The organism is Rhizobium sp. PDO1-076 (genome assembly GCF_000247475.1).
Classification (GTDB): domain Bacteria; phylum Pseudomonadota; class Alphaproteobacteria; order Rhizobiales; family Rhizobiaceae; genus Allorhizobium.
In genome coordinates, this window is the sequence record NZ_AHZC01000027.1 from 1 (window position 1) to 13,664 (window position 13,664).

General features: G+C 60.8%; 12 protein-coding genes. 7 read left to right on the top strand and 5 right to left on the bottom strand.

From position 1 onward, the window contains the following. Together PDO_RS02515 and PDO_RS02520 are read right to left on the bottom strand one after the other, a co-directional pair. Positions 1–786 (bottom strand): AAA family ATPase (locus PDO_RS02515; protein ID WP_007597364.1); only part of this gene is annotated, 786 nt, incomplete at its 3' end. 146 nt (positions 787–932) lie between these two features. Beyond that, on the bottom strand, positions 933–2,342 hold the full coding sequence (locus PDO_RS02520) for a helix-turn-helix domain-containing protein (protein WP_007597367.1): 1,410 nt from the start codon (positions 2,340–2,342) through the stop codon (positions 933–935). A 152-nt stretch (positions 2,343–2,494) separates the two neighbouring features. Here PDO_RS02520 and PDO_RS02525 point away from each other — a divergent pair, with 152 nt between their 5' ends. The 7 genes from PDO_RS02525 to scpA all read left to right on the top strand — a co-directional run bounded on the left by PDO_RS02525 (position 2,495) and on the right by scpA (position 10,845). Next, positions 2,495–4,027 carry an acyl-CoA carboxylase subunit beta gene (locus PDO_RS02525; RefSeq protein WP_007597368.1) on the top strand — a complete coding sequence of 511 codons (1,533 nt, stop codon included), beginning with the start codon at positions 2,495–2,497 and terminating at the stop codon, positions 4,025–4,027. Between the two features lie 9 nt (positions 4,028–4,036). Continuing rightward, positions 4,037–4,675 (top strand): tetratricopeptide repeat protein, encoded by a 639-nt coding sequence (locus PDO_RS02530; RefSeq protein ID WP_007597369.1) that lies wholly within the window; start codon positions 4,037–4,039, stop codon positions 4,673–4,675. Between the two features lie 48 nt (positions 4,676–4,723). Next, entirely contained in the window at positions 4,724–5,650 is a 927-nt protein-coding gene (yghU, locus tag PDO_RS02535) for a glutathione-dependent disulfide-bond oxidoreductase (protein ID WP_007597370.1), read from the top strand. An 11-nt stretch (positions 5,651–5,661) separates the two neighbouring features. After that, positions 5,662–6,039: a hypothetical protein gene (locus PDO_RS02540; protein ID WP_007597371.1), complete on the top strand. Its 378-nt coding sequence runs from the start codon at positions 5,662–5,664 to the stop codon at positions 6,037–6,039. A gap of 4 nt (positions 6,040–6,043) precedes the next feature. Continuing rightward, the gene (locus PDO_RS02545; RefSeq protein WP_007597372.1) at positions 6,044–6,454 is read left to right on the top strand and encodes a hypothetical protein; all 411 of its coding nucleotides are present in this window, start codon (positions 6,044–6,046) and stop codon (positions 6,452–6,454) included. A gap of 60 nt (positions 6,455–6,514) precedes the next feature. Next, on the top strand, positions 6,515–8,524 hold the full coding sequence (locus PDO_RS02550) for an acetyl-CoA carboxylase biotin carboxylase subunit (protein ID WP_007597373.1): 2,010 nt from the start codon (positions 6,515–6,517) through the stop codon (positions 8,522–8,524). A gap of 185 nt (positions 8,525–8,709) precedes the next feature. After that, positions 8,710–10,845 (top strand): methylmalonyl-CoA mutase, encoded by a 2,136-nt coding sequence (gene scpA, locus PDO_RS02555; RefSeq protein WP_007597377.1) that lies wholly within the window; start codon positions 8,710–8,712, stop codon positions 10,843–10,845. A gap of 11 nt (positions 10,846–10,856) precedes the next feature. Here scpA and PDO_RS02560 read toward each other — a convergent pair whose 3' ends face one another. From PDO_RS02560 to PDO_RS02570, 3 genes are read right to left on the bottom strand one after another with little or no spacing between them, the layout of a single operon-like run. Then, positions 10,857–11,657 (bottom strand): ABC transporter permease, encoded by an 801-nt coding sequence (locus tag PDO_RS02560; protein ID WP_007597378.1) that lies wholly within the window; start codon positions 11,655–11,657, stop codon positions 10,857–10,859. Continuing rightward, positions 11,654–12,508 carry an ABC transporter permease gene (locus PDO_RS02565; RefSeq protein WP_007597379.1) on the bottom strand — a complete coding sequence of 285 codons (855 nt, stop codon included), beginning with the start codon at positions 12,506–12,508 and terminating at the stop codon, positions 11,654–11,656. Before PDO_RS02565 ends, PDO_RS02560 begins: the two co-directional genes overlap by 4 nt. Beyond that, entirely contained in the window at positions 12,505–13,539 is a 1,035-nt protein-coding gene (locus tag PDO_RS02570) for an ABC transporter ATP-binding protein (protein ID WP_007597380.1), read from the bottom strand. Before PDO_RS02570 ends, PDO_RS02565 begins: the two co-directional genes overlap by 4 nt. Positions 13,540–13,664: the final 125 nt, after the last annotated feature.

Consider the following 13,664-nt stretch of genomic DNA (forward strand, 5'->3'; position numbering starts at 1 on the left):
CTTTTGATACGTACGGATTACAAACTTAGTGGCTGCATGGCGAGATGCGGCAAACTCTACATCATGAGTGATGTAGACTATCGAACAGTCTGGCCTGCTACTTTCAATCTTGTCGAAGAGCTTTGACAAAACGGATTTATTGATGTGAAGCTCCGGCTCGTCAATTATCAGAATTGTCTTCGACTGAAGAAGTAGCGCCTGACCGAGCAGATAGAAAATCACCCTCTCGCCATCACTCATCTCTGCCGCGTTGTAGGAGGCATAGATTTGACCAGCTGGAGCCGTCTTTACGTTCGACGCTTCTACAATCAGGTTCCGATGCGGCAACAATTCTTGCCAAATTTCCCTCAAGATGTCGAGTTTTGTCGTGGCTACTGGTGTTGCTGGATTCGCTCTCGCATCCTGCCTAAATTTGACGGATACGTCGTTCTCTTCTGCGTAAAGAGCAGCAATGAGATGATCGAAATCTGATAGCATGGCAATTGCTGGTTTACTTTTCCACCGAAACCCGTGTTTGCGGCTATCGCCACCTTCTGCGGTTCCATACCGCAACTGTTTCAGTGCGCGATCCAAGCTCGGCGGCTGAACGGCGGTGTTCATCTGCAGCGAACGATGCGCGGCAATACGGTGAACCTCGGCTTGCCCCTGAAACCGAGATTCGATCATAACTCCCAAACGTGTTTTGCCAGCACCATTCGCGCCGATGAAGACGACAGATTTGCCAGCCTCCAGAGTGAGCGGTAGGTCACCCTGCACGGATGGTATCGTTATTGCTCCAATAGCCATTGACATTTCCCTCTTCGATCAAGGTGTTGGTCGCCGCTGCTGGCTAGCAAGCCTTTGTGCCAAAGCTTCCACATGTATCCTAGCGTCCAGGCCGCGGTGGGCCATCTGTGATTAAGAAACCGATAGGCTGCGTCAGAGCAATCCACCTACTCAATCTCATACGGCATCGGGTTCCTCACCCGGTGATCGACCACCAGCTTCCGCTTCAGCGGCGGCACGGCGCGGCTGGTGCAGGTGACGCGTTCGCAGATGCGGCAGGAAATGCCGATCGGATCGTAGGCGGCGCGGTTGCTCAGATCGAGATCATCGGCATAGACGAACTGGTCGGCATAGGAAATCTCGCAGCCGAACGCCAAGGCGTAGCGCGGCTGGGCGGCGCGAAAGCCGACCGAGCCTTTTGATACCTGGGTGGCGATGCAGAGATAGCGCACGCCGTCCGGCGTCTCGGCGAGCTGGCGATTGATCCGGCCCGGCATCTCGAAGGCCTGATGCGCATTCCACAGCGGACAGGCGGCGCCGAAACGGGCGAATTGCAGCCGCGCCGCGCTGTGGCGCTTGGTGATATTGCCGGCCCGGTCGATCCGGGCAAAGAAGATCGGCACACCCTTCAGGCCCGGTCGCTGCAGCGTCGAGAGCCGGTGACAGACCTGCTCCAGCGAGGCGCCGAACCGTGCGGCGATCAACTCGATATCGTGGCGCAATTCGCGCGCCGCCTGATGGAAGTTGCGATAAGGCAGGATCAGCGCCCCTGCGAAGTAGTTGTGCAGGCCCATGCGACAGATCTCAATCGCTTCATCGGATCGAAAACTTGCCTGTTTCAACACGGCGTCAATCTTTTCGGCGGCGTGCAGTTGGGCAATCTGGACGGCAATGTGGAAATCTCGGGTCGGCGCAGACGCGTAGCGGCTGACCGTCAGGATGCGCCCGACAGGATCAAAACGGCGGATCGCCTCGTCGCCTGCCTCGCCGCGCACCACGCGCACGCCATGCCGGCCTTCGAGACAGCCGGTCAGCGCCGCATGGTTTTCCCCCTCGCCCAGCTTCAATTCGATCGCCAGCGCTTCGGCGGCCACGTCCAGCTCGTGAATGTAGTTGTCGACGAAATGGAAGAAGTCGCGCACTTCGTCATAGGGCGTGGCTTCCTGGGCCGGCGCCGATCCCAGCCGGTCGTCGAAACTCGCCAGCTGCTCGTTGCCACGGCGGTAGGCCTGGTGTGCCGCGATCAGGGCATGCGCCATGCCCGGCGCGTTCTGCGTGATCAGCTTCAGTTCCTGCAGGCCGGGACTATAGGTCTCGAACAGTGGATCGGACAGCGCCTCGGTCAAGGCGGACAGCAGCCGGTCGTTCTGGCCGGACGACAGTTCGGTGATGTCGATGCCGAATTTTTCCGCCAGCGACAAAAGTACGGTCGCCGAGACCGGCCGCTGGTTGTTTTCGATCTGGTTGAGATAACTGGTCGAAATGCCGATCATGTCGGCAAACTGCGCCTGCGTGGTGCTGCTTGCCTGGCGGATTTCGCGGACCTTGCGGCCGATGAAAAGTTTCCCGATGGCCATTTCGCAAATTCGCAATATTCAGTTTGCAAATTCATAAATCCGCAATTGCACCTGTTCAATCATTTTCTTTGCAAGCGATGCAGTTTAAGGCTCAGATATCAGGCGCAAAGCCAGAGTTCTTCAAAAGCAAGAGTTCTTCATCGGGGGGATACATGCACTCAATCCTGGACCAGCTCGAAGCCCGCCGCGCGGAAGCCCGTCTCGGCGGCGGCGAGAAGCGCATTGCGGCCCAGCATGCGAAAGGCAAGCTGACCGCCCGCGAGCGCATCGACGTGCTCCTGGATGAGGGCTCGTTTGAAGAATACGACATGTACATCACCCACCGCGCCGTCGATTTCGGCATGGCCGAGCAGAAGGTCGCCGGCGATGGCGTCGTCACCGGCTGGGGCACGATCAATGGCCGGCAGGTCTACGTCTTCTCCCAGGACTTTACCGTGCTCGGCGGCTCGCTGTCGGAAACCCATGCCCAGAAGATCTGCAAGATCATGGACATGGCGGTGAAGAACGGTGCGCCCGTCATCGGCCTGAACGACTCGGGCGGCGCCCGTATCCAGGAAGGCGTTGCATCGCTGGCCGGCTATGCCGATGTCTTCAAGCGCAATGTCGATGCCTCCGGCGTCATCCCGCAGATCTCCGTGATCATGGGCCCCTGCGCCGGCGGTGCGGTCTATTCGCCCGCCATGACCGACTTCATCTTCATGGTGCGGGATTCATCCTACATGTTCGTCACCGGCCCCGATGTGGTGAAGACCGTGACCAATGAGATCGTCACGGCGGAAGAGCTCGGCGGCGCCTCCACCCACACGAAGAAATCCTCGGTCGCCGACGGCGCCTATGAGAACGACATCGAGACGCTGGAGCATGTGCGCCTGCTGTTCGACTTCCTGCCGCTCAACAACCGCGAAAAACCGCCGGTCCGTCCGTTCCATGACGATCCGGCCCGCATCGAGATGCGCCTCGATACGCTGATCCCCGACAGTTCCAACAAGCCCTACGACATGAAGGAACTGATCCTGGCACTGGCCGACGAAGGCGACTTCTTCGAGATCCAGGAAGCCTTCGCCAAGAACATCGTCACCGGCTATATCCGCATCGAAGGCCAAACCGTCGGCGTCGTCGCCAACCAGCCGATGGTGCTGGCCGGCTGCCTCGATATCGACGCGTCACGCAAGGCCGCCCGCTTCGTCCGCTTCTGCGATGCCTTCTCGATCCCGATCCTGACGCTGGTCGATGTGCCCGGCTTCCTGCCCGGCACCGCCCAGGAATATGGCGGGGTCATCAAGCACGGCGCGAAACTCTTGTTCGCCTATAGCCAGGCGACCGTGCCGATGGTGACGCTGATCACCCGCAAGGCCTATGGCGGCGCCTATGACGTGATGGCCTCCAAACATATCGGCGCCGACATCAACTATGCCTGGCCGACCGCCGAAATTGCCGTCATGGGCGCCAAGGGCGCGACCGAGATCCTCTACCGCTCGGAACTCGGCGACCCGGAGAAGATCGCGGCGCGCACGAAGGAATACGAGATCAACTTCGCCAACCCGTTCAAGGCCGCCGAACGCGGTTTCATCGACGAGGTGATCATGCCGCATTCGTCGCGCCGCCGGATTGCGCGGGCGTTTGCGAGTTTGAGGAACAAGCAGGTCGGCACGCATTGGAAGAAACACGACACGATGCCGCTGTGAGGCCCACTAATGAGTATCGCCAGAATTTACGCTGTTGTCCGCCTCACGCTCGCAGGAACAATGACCTCCCTATCTGCACAGCCTTCTTTGGCAGAAGGCAGCCAATCGGAAATCATTCAGATAAATCCTAGCCAGATTCAAACCCTGGAAACTCCTCCTTGGGAGAGACCCGCAAATGGTGAAACCAAGGCATGGGAAGAAAAATTGCGCTCTGATGCGTCTACGAAGTTCAGCGGGAACTTGGTGAAGGCCGCGGGAGCTGCTGCTGCTAAAGGTTTCAGGGCATTGGATGAATTGGACATGGCGTCCGCATCGCAAAGCTTCAGCGAGGCTGCCGTACTCGATCCGCGGAGCCCATATCCGTACCTCGGATTCGTTGACATCTATCGCCTGACGATGAAATCGGACAAGAAACAGTTCTGCCTGAAGGCCGCCATCGAGAGAAGCACCAAACAGAAGATGGCGTTAATAATGATCGGCACGAATCTTGCCATCGACGGCGATTATCGACAAGCAGCCGTCTTCTTTAACTCGGTGCTGGATCTTGACGCAGACGATCGACATGCTCACCTCATGCTTGCGAAGACATACAGGATCCTCGGTGACGATCAGAAGGCGGATCATCATCAGACGCTCACAAAGCAATAAGCCGGTTCGTCTTCGTTGCATTTCTTGACCCGAAAAACAGAGGTTTTCATGACTGACGAAAAATTTCCGCCCGCAAACAATTTTCCAACCGGCTATGTGCCCCCGAAGGTCTGGACCTGGGAGCCTGGCAATGGCGGCGCCTTTGCCAGCATTAATCGTCCGACATCAGGCGCCCAGACCGAAAAGCCACTGCCGGTCGGCAAACACCCGCTGCAACTCTATTCGCTGGCCACGCCGAACGGCCAGAAAGTCACGATCCTGCTCGAGGAACTGCTGGCCGCCGGCCACACGGGCGCGGAATATGACGCCTGGCTGATCAACATCGGCAAGGGCGATCAGTTCGGCTCGGGCTTCGTCGATATCAATCCGAACTCCAAGATCCCGGCCCTTATGGACCATGCGCCGAAGGATGGCGGCCAACCGATCCGGCTGTTCGAATCCGCTTCGATCATGACCTATCTGGCGGACAAATTCGGCGCCTTCCTGCCGTCGGAAACCCGCGCCCGCGCCGAAACCCTGAACTGGCTGTTCTGGCAGATGGGCTCGGCGCCCTTCCTCGGCGGCGGTTTCGGCCATTTCTATGCCTATGCGCCGATCAAGATCCAGTACGCGATCGACCGTTATGCAATGGAAGTGAAGCGCCAGCTCGACGTGCTCGACCGGCATCTTGCCGACAACCAGTTCATGGCGGGCGCCGACTATACGATTGCCGACATGGCCATCTGGCCCTGGTATGGCAAGATCGTGCTCAGCCAGGCCTATGGCGACGCCGGAACCTTCCTCGATGCCGCAAGCTACGAGAACGTGGTGCGCTGGACCAACGAGATTGGCGCGCGTCCGGCTGTCAAGCGCGGCAGCATTGTCAACAAGACCTCGGGCGAACTGTCGGAACAGTTGCATGAGCGCCACGACGCTTCCGACTTCGAGACAAACACCCAAGACAAGATTGCCCAGTCCACCGAGAAGACGGCATAAAGGAGACCAGGATGGCCAGACCACCCGAAATGACCAAGCACAGGGGCTTTCCCTCCGGCCTGCCGGGCCATGGCCATCACTTCACCATCCGCCGGGCGAACGAAAAGGGGGCAACCCCGCTGAAGATCCTTCAGCGTCTCGCCCGTCCGAACACCATCGAGCAGAAGGTTGACGCGGCCTTCCTGCATGCGCTGTGGCATCATTTCGGCGACCAGCCCTTCGAGCGTGGCAATCTCGATGCCGGCCGGTTGAACCTGCTGTTCGGCCGCGAAGTCGTGCCGGCGGAAACGCCTTTCGACCCGACATCCTACGAAGCCCTGCTTAGGATCGACGAAAAGGTCGGCCGCAAGAGTTTTCCGGATGCCTTTGAAGACGTGTTCGAGGTTTGACGCCATGGCCAAAGAATCGCTTATGCCCAAGCACCAAGGTTTCCCGCCGGGCCTGCCCGGAACACAGTGGCAATACACCCTGCGCCGCCCGAACCCCAAGGTGACCCCGCTGACCAACTGGCCCCGTCACCGGACCATGGACCCGTCCGTGGCGCTGGCCGATCTCGGCTTCGTCCATGCACTCTGGCAGTATTTCGGCACGGAGCCCTTTGAGCGCGGCAATCTCGACGGCGAACGCCTCTGCCGGTTGTTCGGCCGGGAAATCATCGCCGCCGAACGCGGCTTCGATCCGCAATCCTATTTTGCCAAACTGAAGTTGAACGAGCCACTCGCCCGCAAAAACTTTCCCGACGCTTTTGGCGAGGTGAAGAACGAGCAGAGCGTGGCGAAGGGCGTCAGCAAACCAAGCCGGTAACAATCAGCTTATCGCGCAATCTTGCCGGTCGAAGACGCCGCGGAGAAGGGCAGTGCAACCATGATCCAGAAAATCCTCATCGCCAATCGCGGCGAAATCGCCTGCCGCGTCATTAAGACCGCGAAGAAAATGGGCATCAAGACGGTTGCCGTCTATTCCGATGCCGACCGCGATGCGCTGCATGTCGAAATGGCCGACGAGGCGGTGCATATCGGCCCGGCCCCGTCGAACCAGTCCTATATCGTCATCGACAGGATCCTCGACGCAATCCGAAAGACCGGCGCCGATGCGGTGCATCCAGGCTATGGCTTCCTGTCGGAAAATGCCGCCTTTGCCGAAGCGCTGGAAAAGGAAGGCGTCACCTTCATCGGCCCGCCGGTCGGCGCGATCCAGGCCATGGGCGACAAGATCACCTCGAAGAAGCTCGCAGCCGAGGCCGGTGTTTCCACCGTGCCCGGCCATATGGGCCTGATCGCCGACGCCGACGAGGCGGTGAAGATTTCCGGCGAGATCGGCTATCCCGTCATGATCAAGGCCTCTGCAGGCGGCGGCGGCAAGGGCATGCGCATCGCCTGGAACGACGAAGAGGCCCGTGAAGGCTTCCAGTCGTCGAAGAACGAGGCAAAAAATTCCTTCGGCGACGACCGCATCTTCATCGAGAAATTCGTCACTGAGCCACGCCATATCGAGATCCAGGTGCTTGGCGACAAGCACGGAACCGTGCTCTATCTCGGCGAGCGCGAATGCTCGATCCAGCGGCGCAACCAGAAGGTCATCGAAGAGGCCCCCTCGCCTTTCCTCGATCCTGCCACCCGCAAAGCTATGGGCGAACAGGCCGTGGCGCTGGCGAAAGCCGTCGGCTACCACTCGGCAGGCACGGTTGAGTTCATTGTCGATGGCAAGCAGAACACGTTCTACTTCCTCGAGATGAACACCCGCCTGCAGGTAGAGCATCCGGTGACGGAGCTCGTGACCGGCCTCGATCTCGTCGAACAGATGATCCGGGTTGCCTCGGGCGAAAAACTGTCCTTCGGCCAGGACGACGTTAAGCTGAATGGCTGGGCGATCGAAAGCCGGCTTTATGCCGAAGACCCCTATCGCAACTTCCTGCCCTCGATCGGTCGCCTGTCCCGCTACGGCCCGCCGCTAGAGGGACGGACGGCTGACGGCACCGTGATCCGCAACGACACTGGCGTCTTCGAAGGTGGCGAGATATCGATGTATTACGACCCGATGATCGCCAAGCTCTGCACCTGGGCGCCAGACCGGCTGCAGGCGATCGATGCGATGTCGGAAGCACTCGACAGTTTCGAAGTCGAAGGCATTGGCCACAACCTGCCCTTCCTGTCCGCCGTCATGAACCAGGACCGTTTTCGCTCAGGCCAGATCACCACGGCCTATATCGCCGAGGAATTCAGGGAAGGTTTCACCGGCGTTGCGCCGGATGCGGCCTCCGCAGAAAAGCTTGCAGCCGTCGCCGCTGTCGTCAACCACCGCCTGCAAGCCCGCGCCACGCAGATTTCCGGCACGATCGACAACCACGCCCGCATCATCAGCACAGACTGGGTGGTGAACCTTGCCGGCAGCGATCACGCGTTGACCCTCTCGGAAGGCTCGGGCAATACGCGCGTGGCCTTCGCGGAAGGCGGCGAACTTGTGGTTGGCAGCACCTGGACGCCAGGCCAGACACTGGCAAATTTCGACATCGGCGGCGAGACCATCGTCGTCAAGATCGACCTCAAGGGCCCGGCGATCCGCCTGCGCTGGCGCGGTATCGATGTCACCGCCCGCGTCCGCTCGCCCCGTGTTGCCGCGCTCGCCAGGCTGATGCCGGAAAAGCTGCCGCCCGATACCTCCAAGCTGCTGCTCTGCCCGATGCCCGGTGTGATCACCGGCGTGGCGGTCAGGGAGGGGGAAACCGTGGAGGCGGGTCAGCCCTTGGCAACCGTCGAGGCGATGAAGATGGAAAATGTCCTCAAAGCCGAACGCCGTGGCACGGTAAAGGCGATTGTCGTCAAGCCGGGGCAAAGCCTGGCGGTCGACGAGCTGATCATGGAGTTCGAGGGGTAGCGCTTTCCTTTGAAGGGAAATCCCCTCATCCGCCTGCCGGCACCTTCTCCCCGTGAACGGGGAGAAGGCCGAGATGGCGCCACTTGCGCCTCCCTCTCCCCGCTTGCGGGGAGAGGGCAGGGTGAGGGGCAAACAGGAATACTAGTCGTCGGCCCGCAGTCCATGCGGAGCAGGGAGAAGACCAGATGACCAAGAAAACCATCGCCGACTGGCAGGCGCTTGCCGAGAAGGAACTGAAGCGACCGGCAGACGCGCTCACCTGGCATACGCCGGAGGGCATCGACGTCAAGCCGCTCTACACAAAGGACGACATTGCCGGCATCGGTCATCTCGACAGCCTGCCGGGTTTTGCCCCCTTCGCCCGCGGTCCACGCGCCACCATGTATGCCGGCCGGCCCTGGACCATCCGGCAATATGCCGGCTTCTCGACGGCGGAAGAAAGCAATGCCTTCTACCGCAAGGCGCTTCTCGCCGGTCAGCAGGGCGTCTCTGTCGCCTTCGACCTTGCTACCCATCGCGGCTACGACTCGGATCATCCGCGCGTTGAGGGCGACGTTGGCAAGGCTGGGGTTGCGATCGACTCGGTCGAGGACATGAAGATCCTGTTCGACGGCATTCCGCTCGAAGCAATCTCCGTCTCGATGACCATGAACGGCGCGGTCATCCCGATTCTGGCCAATTTCATCGTCACCGGCGAGGAACAGGGCGTCTCTCGCGACAAGCTCAGTGGCACGATCCAGAACGACATCCTCAAGGAGTTCATGGTCCGCAACACCTATATCTACCCGCCCGAGCCCTCGATGCGGATCATCGCCGACATCATCGAATACACGGCGAAGGAGATGCCGAAGTTCAACTCCATCTCGATCTCCGGCTACCACATGCAGGAGGCCGGTGCGACGCTGGTGCAGGAGCTCGCCTTCAAACTCGCCGACGGGCGCGAATATGTCCGCGCCGCGATTGCCAAGGGTCTACCGGTCGACGAGTTCGCCGGCCGCCTGTCGTTCTTCTTCGCCATCGGCATGAACTTCTTCATGGAGGCCGCCAAGCTGCGCGCCGCACGCCTGCTCTGGACCCGCATCATGCAGGAATTCGAGCCGAAGAAAGAGTCGAGCCTTATGCTGCGCACCCATTGCCAGACCTCGGGCGTGTCGCTGGCCGAACAGGACCCCTACAACAATATCGTGCGCACGGCGTTTGAAGCCATGTCCGCCGTGCTCGGTGGCACCCAGTCGCTGCACACAAATTCGTTTGACGAGGCGATTGCCCTGCCGACGGAATTTTCCGCCCGCATCGCCCGCAACACGCAGCTGATCCTCCAGCACGAGACCGGCGTGACCAAAGTCGTCGATCCACTGGCCGGCTCTTACTATGTCGAGAGCCTGACAAACGACATGGCGGAAAAGGCCTGGGCCCTGATCGAGGAGATCGAGCGGCTGGGCGGCATGACCAAGGCCGTCGATGACGGGTTGCCGAAGCGCCTGATCGAGGAAGCCGCCACCCGCCGGCAGGCTGCCGTCGATCGCGCCGAGGAAGTGATCGTCGGGGTCAACAAATACAGGCTCGAAAACGAGGCACCGATCGACATCCTGCAGATCGACAATTCCGCCGTGCGGGTCTCGCAGGTCAAGCGCCTGGAACAAACGAAGCGCCAGCGCGATCCGCAAGTGGTGGAAAATGCACTTGCCCGGCTGACAGAGGTCGCGAGTACCGGACAGGGAAACCTGCTCGCAGCAGCCGTGGAAGCCGCCCGCGCCCGCGCCACTGTCGGCGAAATCTCCGACGCCATGCGCATTGTCTTCGGCGACCATGCCGCAACGCCGGAAGTGGTGCATGATATATACGGCAAGGCCTATGAAGGCGACCCCGAGATGGAGATCCTGTCCGGCCGGCTCAACGACTACAGCAAGGCATCCGGCAAGCCGCGTGTGCTGGTCGCCAAACTCGGTCAGGACGGCCATGACCGCGGCGCCAAGGTGATTGCCTCGGCTTTTGGCGACATCGGTTTTGATGTCGTGGCGGGCCCGCTCTTCCAGACCCCGGACGAGGCCGCGGATCTCGCCATCGCGCAGAAGGTCAATATCGTCGGCATGTCGTCGCTCGCGGCCGGCCACAAGACGCTCGCCCCGCAACTGGTCGAGGCGCTGAAGGCCAGAGGCGCCGGCCACATCATCGTCGTGGTCGGCGGCGTCATCCCCCGCCAGGATTATGACTTCCTCATCGAACACGGCGTCTCCGCCGTCTTCGGACCCGGCACCAATGTCATGGATGCGGCCCGCGCGGTTCTTGATCTGCTGGAGGGCAGGCTCAAGAACAGCTGATCTTAGCCCACCTACTTGTCGTCGGCAGCATTCGCACCAAGCAGCTTCGGCAGGTCGCCGAAGCGCGCCACCAGGCCGAAGATCAGCGCCGCCATGACGACAAACAGGACCGTCACCGAGGCCATCACCGGCGTGTAACCATAACGTAGCGCGTTGAAGATCTTGATCGGCAGCGTCTCCATGGTGAAGCCGACGGTCATGTAGGCAACAATATATTCGTTGAGCGACAGCACGAAGGCGAAGGCATAGCCGGAGACGAGATAGGGCATGATCAGCGGCAACACGACCGTGCGGAAGATCGTCCTGTCATCGGCGCCCATGGTCGAGGCGGCCTCGACCAGCGAGCGGTCGATCGCCGAGAACCCCAGCGACAGCGTCACCAGCGGCAGCGTGACGAAGAAGATCGCGTGACTGATCACCGCCGTCCACGGCTGACCGTAGAAACCCGTCGTTGCCCAGAAGGTCAGGAGCCCAAGCGCGGTGATCACCGGCGGCAGGGTGAAAGGCGCAATCCCGAGCAACTGGAAGACCTGCGCCCAGGGTGCCAACCTGCGCCACAGGAACCAGGCGAGTGGAAGCGCGATGGCAACCGCGAGGGCTGCGGCCGTCAGCGCCAGGATCAGCGACGCAAACAGCGCCGAACGCCAGCCGGCATCGGTGAAGATCGCCCCATACCAGGAAAGCGAGAAACCCTGTGGCGGAAAGTTCAGGCTTTGCTTCTCGTTGACCGAGACGCCGGCTACGACGACGATGGGCGCGGCGAGAAAGATCGCGATCAGGGTGAAATAGACGCGGGTGAGAACCTTGTTCATGCGGCTTCTCCCTTGCGACCGACAAGAAGCGTCAACGCCACCATGCCGAGCGTCACAAGCACCAGGAAGACGGCCATGGCAGCCGCGAACGGCATGTTGGACTGGTAGATCGCCTGGTCGGTAATCAGCACCGACAACGTCCAGTGCTGCGGCCGACCAAGGATCTGCGGCAGCAGATAGGAGCCGAGCGCGAAGATGAAGACCATGATCAGCGTGGCGATCAGCGTGTTGCGCAAGGCCGGCACGACGACGGTGAAGAAGGCCTTGATCGGGGAAGCACCGAGCGTGCGGGCCGCTTCCGTCAGCGTCGGGTCAAGCCGCACCAGAGCCGGATAGAGAACCAGCACCGTATAGGGCAGCGCCTGATAAACCATGCCGGTGAGCACCGCACCGAAATTCGGCATCAGGGCGACTGGTTTTTCCATCAGCCCGATCATCACCAGGAGATTGGTGATACCGGCCGTGCGCGAAAACAGCGTCGACCAGGCAAAGCCGATGATGACTTCCGACAGGGAGAGAATGGAGAGCAGCGCCACCAGCCATAAGATCTGTGCTTTGCGCGACATCCGGGCAAGCAGATAGGTAAACGGCAGGCCCAGTGAAACGCAGACGACCGCCACGGCAATCGCCAGCATCAGCGAAAAGCCGAGCACGCCCGCAAAGAAGGTGGAGATGAAGCGGGCATAATTGTCGAAGACGAAGGCGGTCGAATAGAAGCCGGCAGGGTCCCGCTTGAAGAAGGACACGGCAATCATCGTCGCAAACGGCACGACGAAGAACAGGATCAGCATGCCCGCCGGAAAGGCGAGCGGCGCGTAGTCGAGCGCTGTCTTGGGCGGTTCGCGTCTCATGCTGCAAGCACCACGGCGGTTTCCGGATCGATCACCAAGCCGACCTCCTGGCCGACCGAGACGACAGGTCGCTCACGTGGCGTCGAGACCGCAACCACCTCGGTGCCGGCGACATCAAGGAAGGTCTCGATCGTGCCGCCGAGATCGCGGATGAAGGTGACCCTTCCGGTCAACCGGCCTTCGCCAGGCGCCGAAAGCCTGATGTCCTCCGGTCGCACCGACAGGCTGCAGGACGACTGGCCTGCGGGCGGCGCAATGCCGGAAACCGACTGGCCGAGGACCAGCGTCTGGCTGCCCTGCACGCTCAGCGGCAACAGATTGGTCGAGCCGATGAAGTCCGCAACGAACCGGTCTGCCGGCTTGCGATAGATTTCGATCGGGCTTGCCGCCTGGCGGATCTTGCCGCCATTCATCACGACAACGGTGTCGGCCATGGTCATGGCCTCGCGCTGATCATGTGTCACCACGATCGTGGTGATGCCGAGCTGCTGCTGCAGCTTGCGCAACTCGACCTGCATGGCCTCGCGCAGCTTGGCGTCGAGCGCCGAGAGCGGCTCGTCGAGCAGGAAGAGTTTCGGCGAGATGGCCAGTGCCCGGGCAATCGCCACGCGCTGTCGCTGTCCACCGGACAACTTGTTGACCGGACGGTCGGCATAACCCGTCAGATGGATCATCGCGAGCAGTTCCTGCACTCGGCTGACCTGCTCCTCGCGACCGACACCGCGGATGCGCAGCGGATAGGCGATGTTTTCACCGACGGTCAGATGCGGAAACAACGCCAGCGACTGGAAGACCATGCCGAGATTGCGCTTGTGCGTCGGCATGCGGGTGATGTCTTCCCCGTCGAGCACGATTTCACCACCGGTCGGCAGGTCGAGCCCGGCGATCATCCTGAGCAGCGTAGTCTTGCCGCAGCCGGAGGGTCCGAGCATACAGACAAAGGTGCCATGCGGCACGGTCAGTTGCACCTGATCGACGGCGGTAAAGGGGCCGAATTGCTTGGTGACGGAATTGAGGACGAGGCCGGACATCATGTCTCCGAAATCAATTGGTGTGGGCTCAGAGCGCCTATGGCGCCACAATAGCATTGTGCGCTTGAATTGCCTTGCAAAGAACTCAAAGGAAGCTGCGCTTCCCAAAGCTCCTCATCCGCCCT